Below are 14,803 nucleotides of genomic sequence, written 5' to 3'. Positions count from 1 at the left end.
GGTTTGTTTCAAAGAATGAGTGGATAGGAGAAATTGTTTTGTAGATGGCCATTTGTGAGCCTTCTTTACACGGTATGTGGCAATTGTTACTTGATTCTTTGTGGATCTCTGGTGATGAGCTGAATTTTCACATGCCTCATAGGGTATTATCAGAGGTATAGTTTGAAAAGTCCAGCCGTTTTGGACGGAAATTGAGCCGAAAAGGGAGAAAATCCAGCCGTTCTCGAGCTTAATCCAGCCAAAACCAGGAGTAATCCAGCCGTTTTACTTTTTTTACCACAAACTAACCTTCTAATACCCCATGACACTTTCAGATAAAATTACATTGACGTCACTCCAAAGATCCCGAGGTCCGTCCCTCTTTACTTTTTCTGTATACCGAACCGTGCATTCAGCTGGCCTTTGATCATTTTCTGTTTGGCTTCTTTTTTCTCTTTTATGGTTAGGTCATGTTTGATTTCTTTCGTCGTGACCCCTTCTTCACGCTGGTCGGCGATATCCATCAATCGTTCCACGTCGGAAAAGGAGTATTTGCGATATCCCCTGTTTGAGCGCTGTGGAAAGATCAGATTCTTCTCTTCGTAATAGCGGATCTTCCTCTCGGTCAATCCGGTCAATTCGCTCACGACTCCGATCGAAATTACTTTTTTATCTTTATAGGAAGGTTCATTATCCACGGCTGCCTCATCCTCCTAAGCAGGGAATAGGTTGATTATACATGTCCTGCCAGGGGATTTGGACTATAATGTTAGAAAACCTTACAAAGAATTCTTAATTGGTAGAAAACTTAACAAACAAGAAGACTTTCCGAATAGATCCCCGTACACTTTCCTTAAGAATCCAAAAGGAGTGAACCCGCATGCCATTTTTACGTGAAGCCGTTGAACGACAAAGACAACAATTTATTCGTCGGTTGGTAGAAGCTGGTGTTTACAAGCCATGTGATGAAGGATTGAAGAAGTTGACCCTGTCGGAGTTGGTGTATGTGTTTAATAAGCACAAGAAGAATTGAATTATAAAAAAAGCCTTACGAAGGTATTCCCTTCGTAAGGCTTTAGTTGCATTATCCGTTTTTGACTTTTTCTTTCAGCTCTTCGATGTAGTGCTGAGCGGTTTGTGCGGCGATACTGCCGTCACCTGTTGCTGTAACGATTTGACGAAGTTGCTTTTCACGGACATCTCCGGCTGCAAAGATACCAGGTACCTTTGTTTCCATTTGTTCGTTCGTTTCGATGTATCCTTCAGAGTTGATGATTCCGAGGTTCGCGAATGGCTTCGTCAATGGAAGCATTCCGATATAGATGAAGACACCATCCGCCTGGAAATCTGTTTCTTCTCCATTTTCAGTGGATACAAGGGTCACACTTCCGACTTTGCCGTCTTTATCGTTGATTTCCTTTATTGTATGGTTCCAGATGAAATCAACTTTCTCGTTATCGAATGCACGCTGCTGTAGGATCTTTTGAGCACGAAGCTCACCGCGGCGGTGAACGATCGTCACTTTGTTAGCGAATCTTGTCAGGTAAACCCCTTCTTCAACGGCAGAGTCCCCTCCACCAACGACAACAAGGTCTTTTCCTTTAAAGAATGCTCCGTCACATACGGCACAGTAAGATACTCCGCGTCCACCCAGTTCTTTTTCACCAGGGACACCGATTTTCTTGTATTCGGCACCCGTTGTGATGATCACGGCACGGGCATTGAATTCTTTCGAACCGGTTTTGACGATTTTGAAATCCTCGCCGTCCACGATTTCCTTGATGTCTCCGTATGCGTATTCCGCACCGAATTTTTTTGCATGGTCAAACATTTTATTAGAAAGGTCAGGTCCAAGAATATGGTCGAAGCCAGGATAGTTTTCCACTTCTTCCGTATTCGCCATTTGTCCGCCCGGCACTCCTCTTTCAAGCATAAGCGTTGAAAGGCTTGCACGTGACGTATAAACAGCTGCAGTCATTCCTGCAGGGCCTGCACCTACAATGATTACATCATAAATTTTTTCTTCAGACATCATGACATTCTCCTTCCGAAACAGTCGTAAGCACATTCTTTATTCAATACTATGGCCAAAGGTTGGAATGGCGTCCAGAAGCCTTCAAACTATAGTATTTACTTCCTACACCTATCCTATAAAAAATAGGTTCATATCGTCCAAAAATATGCTCAGGGCAGGTAACTTTCCACGACCGCTATATATTTTGTCAGTGTGCTTGTGGATAAGTCGAACCGGTCGCAAAGCTGCTTCTTCGTCACCTTTTCATTCCTGAGGCGGTTCCAGACGAATTCCGTTGCCGCTGCAAATGCTTTGGCATTCTTGAAGGTTTCCCGTTCTTTGATGCCCCGGTAGGCGATCGTGAACCACGTAAGGAACAAACCGGATTCCACGCTCGTGATCGGGTGATGATCGCCATATAGATGAAGGGCGACCTGATGCATATTCTGGATTTCCTGATTCACCTTGATCGAGCTGTTGCCGTTACTATTCAATACCTGCGCCAAATACACCTTCTCGACAATCGACAGATCCTCTACATCACAAAAATCTGCGTGAGTGAGGATGGCCCTTTGATTATCAGAGATGGACGTCAGGAAAAGGCCGAATAATTTCTCTTCCGTATACTCGCTTTGAAGCTTTTTCAAAATGGAAGTGACATGATTTTCAAAGCCTTCCGCCTGTTTGTGGTCGTTCCAAGGCTCGAGCCCTTCTTTTTCAGGGTTGATATCCAGTACCTTTTTCCACGCATTACGGGCCGTATCCTCATGACCTGTCTCATAAGCTGAATAAGACAACCAGTAATAAAAGCTCGAGTCGCCTTCAAAGCCGATCTTCTGAAGGGACTTCAGCCAATCATACGCACGCTTAGAATGACCCACAAGTGCAAATGTGGCCCCGAGCTTGTAACGGTGCTCATGGAGCAGGGGACGGACCTTCTCAAGACCCTGGATCAGTTGTTCAAGCTCATCATGGCGCTTTTGATAGAAATAAAAGACCGCCGTATTGCACAGCGCATGAAGATTACCCGGATTCTTCTCAAGCACCTCTTTCAGAGTAGCGGACGCTTTATCCACTTCTCCCAGATAGAAGTAGGCAAGGGCCAGATTATTATAAGCCGACCAGAATTCAGGATAGTCCCGGATGACCTCCTGTAACGTATCCACCGCTTTCTGGAAGTGACCGGATTCGAGGAGCTCCCTTGCTTTCTCCTGCTGGACGATGAGCTCATCATGCTCATACAGATCATCCACAATCAAGTCGGAATCGAGTTCCAGAAGCTCCAACAAGTCTTCGGCATCCTCGACGAATTCACCGTATTCTTCTTTCTCAAGATAGGTGGAGACCTGTTCGTAAGCCTCTTTAAATAAGCCTAGGTGGGCATAGTTATTGGCCAAGAAATAATGGCATTCCGTCATACGGGGATCGAGATCCTCTAGTATGTTATGCAATAAATCATTGGAACGCTTGTATTCACCAAGCTCCGTATACACAATCGATAACTGACAGGCAATCATCGGTTCAATCGGTTCTAATTGAAATGCTCTATTTAAATATTTTAATGATTTTTTAAGTTCACGACGTTGATAAGCTTTCATCCCTTTGTTGTAGTAATACTCACCAGTCGGGACAAAAGACAACACTTTCGCTTCTTCACTACTTAATTTTGACCCTTTTCTCATCAAAGTCCTCCGAAACGTTCATAGTATAACTACAGTAGTATATCATACAATACACCCGTACTAAACTACCATATTTTGAGGGACGGACCTTCGCGCTTGGCGCGAAGGTCCGTCCCTCTGTGTGTTATTTATTATGACGTTCCACGAGGACATCCAAGACCGTTTCGAGTGGAAGTTTTTGTTCTCTTAATAGGACGAGGACGTGGTAGAAGAGGTCGGCGACCTCCCATTTCAATTCTTCACTGTCCCTGTTTTTTGCGGCAATGATCACTTCTGATGCTTCTTCTCCTACTTTTTTAAGGATTTTGTCGACTCCTTCTTCAAAAAGGTAGGTTGTGTATGCTCCTTTCGGGCGCTCGATTTCACGGGTTTCAATAAGTTTTTCCAAAATGAGAAGAATATTTTCTTTTGATGCTCTCTCCTTACCAAAGACTTTTTCATGGAAACAGCTGTCCTCACCTTTATGGCAGGCAGGACCTTTCTTCGAGACGAGGACCAGAAGGGCATCTTGATCACAATCCCACGTGATATTCTCGACAGTTTGGGTATTACCGCTCGTTTCCCCCTTATGCCAAAGCTCTTGGCGGGACCTGGAATAGAACCAGGTTTCCCCTGTCTCTACGGTTTTTTTAAGTGACGTTTCATTCATATAGGCTAATGTGAGTACATCTTTCGTTACAGCATCCTGTACGATGGCGGGCACAAGGCCTTTGTCGTCGTACTTCACGGATGTGATCCAATCAGTGTTTGTCATCGTACATGCACCTCTTCTTTTCGTAAGTAGCTTTTTACTTCTTCTACACTCGTTTCTTTATAATGAAAAATGGAAGCTGCCAGGGCAGCGTCAGCTTTCCCTTCGGTGAACACGTCTTTAAAGTGGCCGGCATTCCCCGCTCCGCCGGAAGCAATCACAGGAATCGACACCGCTTCGCTGACTGCCTTTGTAAGAGCGAGATTAAAACCTTTCTTCTCTCCATCGCTGTCCATGCTCGTCAGTAAGATTTCCCCCGCTCCGAGGGCTTCTACTTCCTTCGCCCATTCAACTGCATCAAGGTCTTTCAGCTTCCTGCCTCCGTGGGTGTAAACCTTCCACCCCTTGGTTCCTTCATCATATTTGGCATCGATCGCAACTACGATACATTGGGAGCCGAAGTAGTCGGCCCCTTCCCGGACAAGCTCAGGGCGAAGTACGGCAGCTGTGTTCAGGGAGACTTTGTCCGCCCCAGCCCGCAGGATCGCTTTCATATCCTCCACAGAATTGATTCCACCACCCACTGTGAAAGGAATCGCTAATTCGGCTGCCACATGTTGAACGACCTCGACCATGGTTTTGCGGCCTTCATGTGATGCGGAAATATCCAGGAACACCAGTTCATCCGCGCCTTGCTCATCGTATACCTTGGCAAGTTCAACAGGGTCCCCCGCATCTTGCAGCTCCATGAACTGAATGCCTTTTACCACCCGGCCGTCCTTTACGTCCAAGCAAGGGACGATCCGTTTCGTTAACATGACCTCACCTCGTTTACAGCTTCACTGACAGTGAACTTCCCTGTGTAAAGGGATTTCCCGCAAATGGCACCCGATACACCCCGGGATTCATATTCCTTTAACGTCTTTAAGTCTTCCAGTGAGCTAATGCCTCCAGACGCAATCACTGATTTCCCCGTTTGTTCGGCAAGATCCACAACCGCTTCAACATTGGGACCAGATAGCATTCCGTCTGTGGCAATATCGGTAAAAATGAATGTTTCCGCACCGGCTTCTGCGAGTTCCTTTCCAAGATCGACGGCTTTAAGGGCAGACGTTTCCAGCCAGCCGTGGGTCGCTACATAACCATCCTTTGCGTCTAATCCGATGGCAATCTTATCCCCATATTCCCGAAGCCATTCTTTCACTTGTTCCGTATTGGAAACAGCAATGCTGCCAATGATGACCCGGTCGACACCCCTGTTCAAATAGTGCTCGATATCCTCTTTCGTGCGGATGCCTCCTCCGATCTGTACCTTGGCATGTAGTTTTTCTGCAACGGCAATCACGAATTCATCATTGATCCGGGTGCCTTCCTTTGCCCCGTCAAGATCCACCATATGAATCCACTCGGCCCCTTCATCGGCGAATTTTTTTGCCATATCGAAGGGAGAGTCTCCATACACCGTTTCCTGATTATAATCCCCCTGAATGAGACGAACGCATTTTCCGCCCCGCATATCAATGGCAGGATAGATTGTAAAACTCATGAGACCCTCTCCTTCACTCGTTTTGTAAAGTTTTCTAACAGCTGCATGCCAAGCTCCCCGCTTTTTTCAGGGTGGAACTGCATGCCGTAAATATTGTCACGACTCACGACGGCAGGGATTTCAACTCCTGCATAATCAGCGCTTGCCGCAATCACGTCTTTGGATCCTTCATGCACATAATAAGAATGCACGAAGTAAACATAGCCTTCCGCTAACCCTTCTAAAAGGATGGAGCTTTTTTGGTAACAGAGAAGATTCCAGCCCATATGAGGGACTTTGTAGGCATTCCCGTCTCTGTCCTCTTTTGGAATGCGTAGCACTTCACCGGGCAGCAGGGCCAATCCCTTCGTCGTTCCATGTTCCCTGCTTTCTTCAAAAAGAAGCTGCATACCTAAACAAATCCCAAGGAGCGGCTTGCCGCTTTCCGCAAACGTAAGGATGGTTTCTTTTAGATGAGTGGTTTCAAGAAGACTCATGGCATCCTTAAAGGCACCGACCCCGGGTAAAATCAATCCACCCGCACTCAATAACTCTTCTTGCACATCACTTATAAAGTAAGGGACGTTCAACCGTTCCAGCGCTTTACTGACGCTGAACAGATTTCCCATTCCATAATCCACAATTCCGATCATGAATCATAACATTCCCTTCGTTGATGGTACCCCTTTTATCCGGGGATCGATCGTGGTCGCTTCATCGAGGGCCCGTCCCAGTGCTTTGAAGATCGCTTCAATGATATGGTGGGTATTGTGACCGTAATGCACGATAACATGAAGATTCATCCGGGCTTCAAGGGCAAGTTTCCACAGGAATTCATGGACAAGCTCCGTATCGAAGGTCCCCACTTTCTGACTTGGAAGTTCTGCCCGGAATTCAAGATGAGGACGGTTGCTCAGATCCACCACGACCTGGGCAAGGGCTTCATCCATCGGGACCATGGCCGATCCATAACGCTTGATGCCTTTCTTGTCTCCCAGGGACTCAAGCAGAGCCTGTCCGAGGCAAATCCCGATATCCTCAGTCGTGTGATGATCATCGACCTCCGTGTCCCCGTCGGCCTCGATCGTACAATCAAATTGTCCGTGCTTTGTGAACAGGTCCATCATATGACTCATGAACGGGACCCCTGTCTCGATCTTCGAATTCCCTTCGCCGTCGATTCCAAAACTCAACCGGATATCTGTCTCATTCGTCTTACGCACAATCTCTGCACTTCTCACCATGATGTCCTCCTTTTTTGGAGGGACGGACCTCTCGTTGAAGGTCCGTCCCTCTTCCCTATTTTTCTTTATCGAATCGAATCTCCACTGCCCTCGCATGGGCTTCAAGACCCTCTAATCGGGCAAGTTTCGCGATTTTTCCGTAGTTTTTTTCCAGTGCCGTTTCACTATAGGATATGACACTTGTCTTTTTCATAAATTCATCTACATTCAACGGACTTGAGAAACGGGCTGTCCCGTTCGTCGGAAGAACGTGATTCGGCCCTGCAAAGTAATCCCCGACAGGTTCAGAGCTGAATCGTCCAAGGAAGATCGCTCCGGCATGGCGAATTTTCGCCATCGTTTCAAAGGGTTTTTCCGTTAAGATTTCTACATGCTCTGCAGCAAGCTTATTGACGACGTCGATTCCTTCTTCAATATCCCCCGTCACATAGATCGCACCAAAATCCGTGATCGATTGACGGGCGATCTCTTCCCGGGGCAGAGTTGCCAGTTGACGCTCAACCTCAGCGGATACCTCTTCCGCAAGTGCCGCTGAACTGGTCACCAGGACTGCTGAAGCAAGGGCATCATGCTCCGCCTGGGAAAGGAGGTCTGCAGCAATTTCATCTGCCCGCTGATTTCCGTCGGCCAGGATCACGATTTCACTCGGCCCGGCAATCATATCAATATCCACGTCACCGAACACTTCCCGTTTGGCGAGTGCAACGTAAATGTTCCCCGGCCCCGTGATTTTATCCACAGGCGCGATGGATTCCGTCCCGTATGCAAGTGCGGCCACGGCCTGAGCGCCGCCGACTTTAAAGATTTCCTCCACTCCTGCTACCTTCGCGGCCACGAGAACCCCCGGAGATAACGTTCCATCCTTGCCTGGAGGTGAAACCATTGTAATTCTTTTCACTCCGGCCACTTTTGCCGGAAGGACATTCATCAATACGGATGACGGATAGGCTGCGGTCCCACCCGGAACGTATACACCAACCGAATCAAGAGGCGTCAGCTTTTGACCCAACATCGTTCCATCTTCATCTGTTGTAAACCATGACGACCTCTTTTGCTGTGCATGAAAGTCCCGGATATTATCCGCCGCTTCTTCAATGATCGCTATCATTTCCGGATCGAGAGAGGAGAAAGCTTCCTCTATCTCACGCTCAGACACTTTGTAGTTCTCTAAATGGACACCATCGAATGTCTCTGTATACCCACGTACCGCTTTGTCTCCATCCTTTTTCACAGCAGAAATGATCCCCTGGACCGCCCTGCGCTGCTCCTCCGTACCACTATCCACAGAGCGCTTGATCGACGCCCCGCTAATATCCCTAATAATCTTCACAACATTCACCAACCTTTATGAGGGACGGACCTCTTATCAGGACCAGTCACTCTATGTAATCTCTATTCAGAGGGACGGACCTCGATTTCCATCGATATTCCGTCCCGAAAGCTTCTTAAATACCTGCAAACGCTACATTCCGGACTCTAAAAAGAGAGGTCCGTCCCTCACCCGATGATGCGGGTGAGGCGGGTGACGAGGTCTTCGATTTTTTCGTCTTTCATCCGGTAGCTGACGGGGTTGACGATGAGGCGTGAGGTGATGCCGATGATGGTTTCGTATTCGACCAGGCCGTTTTCTTTCAGGGTACGACCAGTAGATACTATATCGACGATGCGGTCGGCAAGCCCGATCAACGGCGCGAGTTCGATGGAACCGTTCAATTTAATGATTTCCACCTGCTCTCCCTGCTCCCGGAAATAGGAGGAAGCGACATTCGGATACTTGGTTGCGATCTTCGGCGCCACATCACTCATTTTCGTATTCGGCAGCCCCGCTACCGCCAGATAACAACCACTGATTCGAAGATCGAGGAGCTCGTAGACGTCCCTTTCTTCTTCAAGCATGACGTCCTTCCCGGCAATCCCTAAGTCAGCCACACCATGCTCCACATAAGTCGGGACATCCATCGGTTTGGCGAGGATGAAACGCAAGTCCTCCTCGGGCACCTCGATTATGAGCTTTCGTGAATCATCGAATTCTGGAGGCAGATTATAGTCGGCCTTCCTTAGTAGTTCCACTGCTTCTTCAAATATCCTGCCTTTTGGCATGGCAATGGTTAACGAACTCATGATGTTTCACCGCCTTTCCGGTCCTGTCCCACGACGAAGTGGACATTGCTGAACCCCTTTGTGAATTCGTCCACATCTCCTACACCCTTCCAGTTCTGCAGCACAACCTCGACCCCTTTATTTCTCAAATCACGGGCCAGGCTGATGGCTTCCCTCCTGCGCTCATCACTGAACAGGACACACTGCTGAAGGGTGGAAGATAATTCAACCTGCATGGCTTCCAGCACATAGTCAAGACGTAACCCGAAGCCTGTTGCCCCGGAATTCTTACCGAATTTTTCAAGGAGCTTGTTGTAGCGTCCGCCATTCCCGATGGCAAATCCGACATTCTCCCCGTACACTTCAAATAAAATGCCGGAATAATAGCTCATATGACTGACAAGACTCAAGTCGAATTTCACATATTTCTCCACTTCATAATCTTTTAAAATACTCCACAGATCTTTCAGCTGCTCCAAGGCACCCAGTCCTTTTCCTCCTTCGAGGAGATCATATGCTTCACGGAGCACATCTTCTGATCCCCGTAATTGCAGGAACCGGAAAAGCCTTTCTTTATCGATGGATGATAGGGCCAGTTCGTTGACATGCTGACGGTAGCCTACGTAATTTTTTTCATATAAATATCTTCTTAACGTGTCTGCCCTTTCTTCCGTACCGACGATCTGAGTGAACAGCTCCTGTACAAACCCGATATGGCCGATGGAAATCTTGAAATGCTCCAAGCCTGCTTCTTTTAGAACCGATACCATAAGGGCGATCACTTCGGCATCAGCACTGACAGAATCGTCCCCGATGCATTCGATCCCCACCTGTTCAAATTCTGCCGGCCTCCCGCCTTCCCGCTGCTGGGCCCTGAAGACTGAATTGGAATAGGCAAGTCTGAGAGGGGCTTCTTCTTTTAATAATTTTGACGCTGCAACCCGCGCGATCGGGGCAGTCATATCCGGCCTCAACACGAGTGTATGCCCCTGTTGATCCAATAGCTTGAAAAGCTGTTGATCAAGGATCGCCGATGCTTCCCCGACGGTTTCATAATACTCCAGGCTCGGGGTTTCAATGAACCGGTAACCCCAAAGCTTCATTGCCTGTTCCATTTTCTTCTTCGTCTGATCTTTGATCTCATATAAATCAGGAAATGTATCTCTCATTCCCAATGGCTTCTCGAACATAAATAAATTCGTCATAAGAACCACCTTTGGCGTATTAATTCATCTATTTTTCCCTTAACGAGGGATTGTTACTACTTCTCGATTATTCAGAAATCCTTTAGTTCGCTAATGTGCTAATAAAATAAAGTTATTTGTAGTGTAGCGTTTCTTTTTTTATTCGTCAACCGTTTTGAGCGGGGAATTGTCAGGGGAGTGTTGCAGGACTTGGAAGGTTCTGTGGGGGCTTTAGTTATCTGCTGTTTTCAAAATATATCAGAACATATCGGCGACAAAATTTATTCACCTGCCAAATATCCAATATATCTGCCATTCGACAAATTCCGTCGCACTTCCTGCCCTTTTCGCAAAAATAAAAAAAGGCAAAGACAGAATCCTCTATCTTTGCCTTTTCCCTTATTCTTCTTTATTCAACCCATAGATGCTGTCTTCCCGCCATCTTTCCGCCAACTCGTCTTTCGTATAGATGACTTTCATCGGGTTCCCACCGACGAAGGCCCCTGCCGGGACGTCTTTATGTACGAGGGTACCCGCTGAGACGATGGCACCATCACCGATCTTCACGCCCGGTAATACCGTCGTGTTGGCACCGATCATCACTTCCGATCCGATCTCCACCTCTCCCAGTCGGTACTCCTTGATCAAATACTCATGGGCAAGAATCGTCGTATTATATCCGATGACCGTGTTCCGTCCAACGGAAATCTTCTCCGGAAACATCACATCCAGCATCACCATCAGGGCGAAGGACGTGTGTTCACCGATCTTCATCCGCAGAAACGTCTTGTACAGCCAGTTTTTCATTCCTAAAAATGGCGTGTAACGGGCAAGCTGGATGACGATGAAATTTTTGACGACCTTCCCGAATGGTACGGTTTTGTACACATGCCAGAGGGAATTTGCTCCTTCAACAGGGTAGCGGGTCGTCCGTCTCATACAGTCGGGGCTCCCACGATCGCTAGTAAGTCCTTCATGTTTTCAAGCATGAAGTCCGGTTCGTAGTGGGCAAGATGTACTCTTCCCTTGGCACTCCAGGCAACCCCTGCCGACAGGACGCCTGCATTTTTCCCGGCTAAAATGTCGTGGTGATTGTCTCCGATCATGATGGCTTCAGAAGGGGAAGATCCCAATAGCACCAATGCTTTTTCGATCGGTTCTGGATGGGGCTTCGCGTTCTCCACCTCATCAAGGGTGATGATGACGTCAAAGAACGGACGAAGATTCATCAGATCCAATCCTTTCAATACCACATCACGGACCTTCGTCGACACGATCGCTAATTTGTATCCATTGTCGTAAAGGGTCTTCACGGTTTCATAGACTCCCTCGAACTCTGTCACGAGGGAATCATGATGCTCGTGATTGTAGGCACGATAGTGAGCACACATTTCTTCCATCTTATCGGGATCCAATCCACCGAAGGACTCTTCAAGTGGCGGTCCCATAAAAGGATGAACGTCCTCTTCCCCGTATTGCCCCGGATAATAATGATTCAATGTATGCAAAAAGGATGAAATGATCAGATCATTCGTGTTGATCAATGTCCCATCCAAGTCAAATAGAATTGTTGTAATCCTGCTCATAATGCAGCTCCTTTTCTTTCTTAGCATCAACTTTATTCCAGATATACGCCACCACCATCGTTAACAGGATGGCGGTCACCAGCCTGATCAAAAGAAGTGGCAGTACAGGTATGCCAAGGGGGATGAAGATCACTGTATCCTCCACCACTGCGTGACATGCAACTAAAAAGAGGAAAGCGATCGTGACATCTTTCTTACTCACTCCATCTTCCTTGACCGCCTGGATCATGACACCCGCCCCGTAGGCAAGACCGATGACGAGTCCTGCCACCATTGTCGTCGACGTATTCTCATTCATCCCGAGGGCCCGTGTAGCAGGGGACATCCAGCGGGAAAATGCGTCCATCCATTTCAAGTCTTTCATCACCTGAATGATGATCATCAGAGGAATGACGATCAGCGCCAATTGAAGGACACCGAACCCTGCTTTCTCAAGGCCAAGTAAGACAATCTCACCCCATCCATCGGGCTCCGCCTGTTGTGGTGGCATCATGCCATACTTGGCAATATCAGATCCACCGCTCCATACGAGATTGATGATGACGGCAGAGAGAAGGGCGAGTCCGATCCTCACCGTGACAATCAGCCAGATCTTCACGCCAACTTTTGACGCGACCGTCGATTCAATGAACAGATTATGTGAGAAAGACAGCATCACCGCAATGATGAAGACTTCTTTCACCGTTAAATCAAGGGACAAAATCCCTCCGATCCCTGCATATAGGTTAAGAAAATTCCCAAGGACAAGGGGAATCGCCGCATCACCAGAAAGACCGAGAAGCCTCATGAACGGCGAGATCTTCTCCATGATCCATGGCAGGACCGGTGTGTACTGCAGCAAAAAGACGATCAGCGTAATGGGAAAAATGACTTTCCCCAACGACCACGTAGTCTTCAATCCTGTGAGTCCGCCATTTTTCAAAGATGACATCCACATAGTTCCCTCTCCCCTTTGTTATGCGTTCACTGTATCCGTCTTTTCATCGTATGCCTTTTGGGCAAGACCCGCTTTTCTTCTGTAAAAGAACACAGCAATCGCGGCAATGATCAGGACGATGGAAATCACTTGAGCGAATCGTAAAGATCCAAGCATCAGACTATCCGTCCTCAGTCCCTCTACATAGAAGCGTCCGATTGAATACCATACTACATACACAAGGAACAATTCTCCCCGGCGCAGCCAGTCGGCTTTTCTTCTCAGGACAAGCAGCAGGATCAACCCTGCGAAACTCCAAAGAGATTCATATAAGAAGGTAGGCTGGTAATACGCACCGTCAATGTACATTTGATTGATGATAAAATCAGGAAGCTTTAAACCTTCAAGGAATGCACGTGACACTTCACCACCGTGGGCCTCCTGGTTAACAAAGTTCCCCCAGCGTCCGATCGCCTGACCGAGGATGATGCTTGGTGCGGCGATATCCGTCAGTTTCCAGAAAGACAGTCCTTTCACTTTCGCAAAAACAACCGTGGTCAGAACGGATCCGATCAACGCGCCATGGATGGCAATCCCGCCATTCCATACTTTGATGATATCCCCCGGATGATCGGCATAGTAATTGTCCCACTCAAAGGCAACATAATAAATCCTGGCGCAGATAATGGCGATGGGAATCGCCCAGACTAGCAAATCGATGAAGGTATCGGGATGAAGACCTAAACGCTTGCTTTCACGAATGACTAAATATAGTCCTATTGCAATCCCAAGTCCGATGATGACTCCATACCAGTGTACCTGGATCGGACCGAGTGAAATGGCAATGGGATCGATTGGCGTAATATTCTCGTTCATTGTGTCTCTCCTTTTTTATTATATGTAAAGCTTAGATATCTTCATTCTCTCCGTCTTCAATCACATCAGCCAGACGGTTTGTAAACTGTTCGGCGGCATTGACGCCCATTCGTTTCAGGCGGAAGTTCATGGCAGCCACCTCGATGATGACGGCAAGATTTCGACCCGGGCGGACCGGCACGGTATATTTCGTAATATCCGTATCGATGATTCTCATTGTCTCTTCTTCCAGTCCAAGGCGGTCATATTGTTTCGTTTTATCCCATAGTTCAAGATTGATGCACAGGGTAATGCGTTTATAGTTTCGCACGGCTCCGGCTCCGAACAGCGTCATCACATTGATGATCCCGAGTCCCCGGATCTCAAGGAGATGTTCGATCAACTCAGGGGAGCTTCCGATCAACGTATCCATATCCTCCTGTCTGATTTCCACGCAATCATCGGCCACAAGACGATGCCCTCTTTTCACTAGCTCAAGGGCGGTTTCACTTTTCCCGACGCCGCTTTTTCCAGTGATCAAAACCCCGACTCCGTAGATGTCGACCAATACACCGTGGATTGCCGTAGTAGGAGCAAGCTTACTTTCCAAGTAATTCGTCAGTCTTGAAGAAAACCGTGTCGTTTTCATGGACGAACGCATGACTGGAACATCATAGCGATTCGCTGCTTCCACGAGCTCATCCGGTATCTCAAGGTCTCTTGAAATAATGATGCCGGGGGTGATATCTGTACAGAGCGCTTCCATCCTGCGCTTGCGTTCTGCTTCATCCAGCAATTCGAGGAAGGATAATTCGGTTTTCCCCAGTAATTGAATCCGTTCGGCGGGATAGTAGTTGAAATACCCGGCAATTTCGAGTCCGGGACGGGAAATATCACTCGTCGTAATCGGTCTATGTAAACCTTCTTCTCCGCCGATAAGATCCAATTTAAACTTCTCGACGATATCTTTTGTGCGAACTTTAGCCAAAAGTAGCTCCTCCTTCACGTTACACTCGCTTCATATTTA

General features: G+C 47.5%; 17 protein-coding genes. 1 reads left to right on the top strand and 16 read right to left on the bottom strand.

All coding sequences use genetic code 11. The annotated features are described in order from the left end of the window. Positions 1 to 362: 362 nt before the first annotated feature. Positions 363 to 677, bottom strand: coding sequence for a MerR family transcriptional regulator (locus AM506_RS11160; RefSeq protein WP_060672566.1), 315 nt, complete (start codon positions 675 to 677; stop codon positions 363 to 365). Positions 678 to 859: 182 nt separating this feature from the next. Here AM506_RS11160 and AM506_RS22100 point away from each other — a divergent pair, with 182 nt between their 5' ends. Continuing rightward, complete coding sequence (locus tag AM506_RS22100; RefSeq protein ID WP_082386330.1) at positions 860 to 1,012, top strand: Fur-regulated basic protein FbpA; 153 nt, start codon at positions 860 to 862, stop codon at positions 1,010 to 1,012. A gap of 51 nt (positions 1,013 to 1,063) precedes the next feature. On the opposite strand, the gene trxB is transcribed toward AM506_RS22100, so the two are convergent. The 15 genes from trxB to hprK all read right to left on the bottom strand — a co-directional run bounded on the left by trxB (position 1,064) and on the right by hprK (position 14,764). Beyond that, positions 1,064 to 2,011 carry a thioredoxin-disulfide reductase gene (trxB, locus tag AM506_RS11155; RefSeq protein WP_060672565.1) on the bottom strand — a complete coding sequence of 316 codons (948 nt, stop codon included), beginning with the start codon at positions 2,009 to 2,011 and terminating at the stop codon, positions 1,064 to 1,066. Between the two features lie 152 nt (positions 2,012 to 2,163). Continuing rightward, positions 2,164 to 3,675: a tetratricopeptide repeat protein gene (locus AM506_RS11150; protein ID WP_060672564.1), complete on the bottom strand. Its 1,512-nt coding sequence runs from the start codon at positions 3,673 to 3,675 to the stop codon at positions 2,164 to 2,166. Between the two features lie 124 nt (positions 3,676 to 3,799). Then, positions 3,800 to 4,429, bottom strand: a complete 630-nt coding sequence (gene hisIE, locus AM506_RS11145) for a bifunctional phosphoribosyl-AMP cyclohydrolase/phosphoribosyl-ATP diphosphatase HisIE (protein WP_060672563.1) — start codon at positions 4,427 to 4,429, stop codon at positions 3,800 to 3,802. Next, on the bottom strand, positions 4,426 to 5,184 hold the full coding sequence (gene hisF / locus AM506_RS11140; RefSeq protein WP_060672562.1) for an imidazole glycerol phosphate synthase subunit HisF: 759 nt from the start codon (positions 5,182 to 5,184) through the stop codon (positions 4,426 to 4,428). Before hisF ends, hisIE begins: the two co-directional genes overlap by 4 nt. After that, positions 5,178 to 5,912 (bottom strand): 1-(5-phosphoribosyl)-5-[(5-phosphoribosylamino)methylideneamino]imidazole-4-carboxamide isomerase, encoded by a 735-nt coding sequence (gene hisA / locus AM506_RS11135; protein WP_060672561.1) that lies wholly within the window; start codon positions 5,910 to 5,912, stop codon positions 5,178 to 5,180. The genes hisF and hisA overlap by 7 nt, the downstream gene beginning before the upstream one ends. Next, positions 5,909 to 6,544 carry an imidazole glycerol phosphate synthase subunit HisH gene (gene hisH / locus AM506_RS11130; protein ID WP_060672560.1) on the bottom strand — a complete coding sequence of 212 codons (636 nt, stop codon included), beginning with the start codon at positions 6,542 to 6,544 and terminating at the stop codon, positions 5,909 to 5,911. The genes hisA and hisH overlap by 4 nt, the downstream gene beginning before the upstream one ends. 3 nt (positions 6,545 to 6,547) lie before the next feature. Beyond that, complete coding sequence (gene hisB, locus AM506_RS11125) at positions 6,548 to 7,132, bottom strand: imidazoleglycerol-phosphate dehydratase HisB (protein WP_200908442.1); 585 nt, start codon at positions 7,130 to 7,132, stop codon at positions 6,548 to 6,550. A 58-nt stretch (positions 7,133 to 7,190) separates the two neighbouring features. Further along, positions 7,191 to 8,465 carry a histidinol dehydrogenase gene (gene hisD / locus AM506_RS11120; RefSeq protein WP_060672663.1) on the bottom strand — a complete coding sequence of 425 codons (1,275 nt, stop codon included), beginning with the start codon at positions 8,463 to 8,465 and terminating at the stop codon, positions 7,191 to 7,193. Positions 8,466 to 8,632: 167 nt separating this feature from the next. Continuing rightward, complete coding sequence (gene hisG, locus AM506_RS11115; protein WP_060672558.1) at positions 8,633 to 9,256, bottom strand: ATP phosphoribosyltransferase; 624 nt, start codon at positions 9,254 to 9,256, stop codon at positions 8,633 to 8,635. Then, positions 9,253 to 10,440, bottom strand: coding sequence for an ATP phosphoribosyltransferase regulatory subunit (locus tag AM506_RS11110; protein ID WP_060672557.1), 1,188 nt, complete (start codon positions 10,438 to 10,440; stop codon positions 9,253 to 9,255). The genes hisG and AM506_RS11110 overlap by 4 nt, the downstream gene beginning before the upstream one ends. A 378-nt stretch (positions 10,441 to 10,818) precedes the next feature. After that, complete coding sequence (locus AM506_RS11105; protein WP_060672556.1) at positions 10,819 to 11,358, bottom strand: acyltransferase; 540 nt, start codon at positions 11,356 to 11,358, stop codon at positions 10,819 to 10,821. After that, a complete protein-coding gene (gene ppaX, locus AM506_RS11100) occupies positions 11,355 to 12,005 on the bottom strand; it encodes a pyrophosphatase PpaX (RefSeq protein WP_060672555.1) in 651 nt (216 codons plus the stop codon). The genes AM506_RS11105 and ppaX overlap by 4 nt, the downstream gene beginning before the upstream one ends. Then, positions 11,977 to 12,942, bottom strand: a complete 966-nt coding sequence (locus AM506_RS11095; RefSeq protein WP_060672554.1) for a nucleoside recognition domain-containing protein — start codon at positions 12,940 to 12,942, stop codon at positions 11,977 to 11,979. Before AM506_RS11095 ends, ppaX begins: the two co-directional genes overlap by 29 nt. An 18-nt stretch (positions 12,943 to 12,960) precedes the next feature. Further along, positions 12,961 to 13,797 (bottom strand): prolipoprotein diacylglyceryl transferase, encoded by an 837-nt coding sequence (gene lgt, locus AM506_RS11090; RefSeq protein WP_060672553.1) that lies wholly within the window; start codon positions 13,795 to 13,797, stop codon positions 12,961 to 12,963. 31 nt (positions 13,798 to 13,828) lie between these two features. Further along, complete coding sequence (gene hprK, locus AM506_RS11085) at positions 13,829 to 14,764, bottom strand: HPr(Ser) kinase/phosphatase (RefSeq protein ID WP_060672552.1); 936 nt, start codon at positions 14,762 to 14,764, stop codon at positions 13,829 to 13,831. Positions 14,765 to 14,803: the final 39 nt, after the last annotated feature.

The sequence above is a fragment of the Rossellomorea vietnamensis genome (assembly GCF_001305855.1).
Lineage (GTDB): Bacteria > Bacillota > Bacilli > Bacillales > Bacillaceae_B > Rossellomorea > Rossellomorea vietnamensis_A.
Note: the sequence above shows the minus strand (reverse complement) of the source record. Positions and strands in the feature narration are given on the sequence as shown.

Excerpts from the sequence above, each read along its gene's own strand:
- trxB (WP_060672565.1), bottom strand. The coding sequence starts at position 2,011 with ATGTCTGAAGAAAAAATTTATGATGTAATCATTGTAGGTGCAGGCCCT.
- AM506_RS11150 (WP_060672564.1), bottom strand. The coding sequence starts at position 3,675 with ATGAGAAAAGGGTCAAAATTAAGTAGTGAAGAAGCGAAAGTGTTGTCT.
- ppaX (WP_060672555.1), bottom strand. The coding sequence starts at position 12,005 with ATGAGCAGGATTACAACAATTCTATTTGACTTGGATGGGACATTGATC.
- hisA (WP_060672561.1), bottom strand. The coding sequence starts at position 5,912 with ATGAGTTTTACAATCTATCCTGCCATTGATATGCGGGGCGGAAAATGC.
- AM506_RS22100 (WP_082386330.1), top strand. The coding sequence starts at position 860 with ATGCCATTTTTACGTGAAGCCGTTGAACGACAAAGACAACAATTTATT.
- AM506_RS11110 (WP_060672557.1), bottom strand. The coding sequence starts at position 10,440 with ATGACGAATTTATTTATGTTCGAGAAGCCATTGGGAATGAGAGATACA.
- hisF (WP_060672562.1), bottom strand. The coding sequence starts at position 5,184 with ATGTTAACGAAACGGATCGTCCCTTGCTTGGACGTAAAGGACGGCCGG.
- lgt (WP_060672553.1), bottom strand. The coding sequence starts at position 13,797 with ATGAACGAGAATATTACGCCAATCGATCCCATTGCCATTTCACTCGGT.
- hisIE (WP_060672563.1), bottom strand. The coding sequence starts at position 4,429 with ATGACAAACACTGATTGGATCACATCCGTGAAGTACGACGACAAAGGC.
- AM506_RS11105 (WP_060672556.1), bottom strand. The coding sequence starts at position 11,358 with ATGAGACGGACGACCCGCTACCCTGTTGAAGGAGCAAATTCCCTCTGG.
- hisH (WP_060672560.1), bottom strand. The coding sequence starts at position 6,544 with ATGATCGGAATTGTGGATTATGGAATGGGAAATCTGTTCAGCGTCAGT.
- hisG (WP_060672558.1), bottom strand. The coding sequence starts at position 9,256 with ATGAGTTCGTTAACCATTGCCATGCCAAAAGGCAGGATATTTGAAGAA.
- AM506_RS11095 (WP_060672554.1), bottom strand. The coding sequence starts at position 12,942 with ATGTGGATGTCATCTTTGAAAAATGGCGGACTCACAGGATTGAAGACT.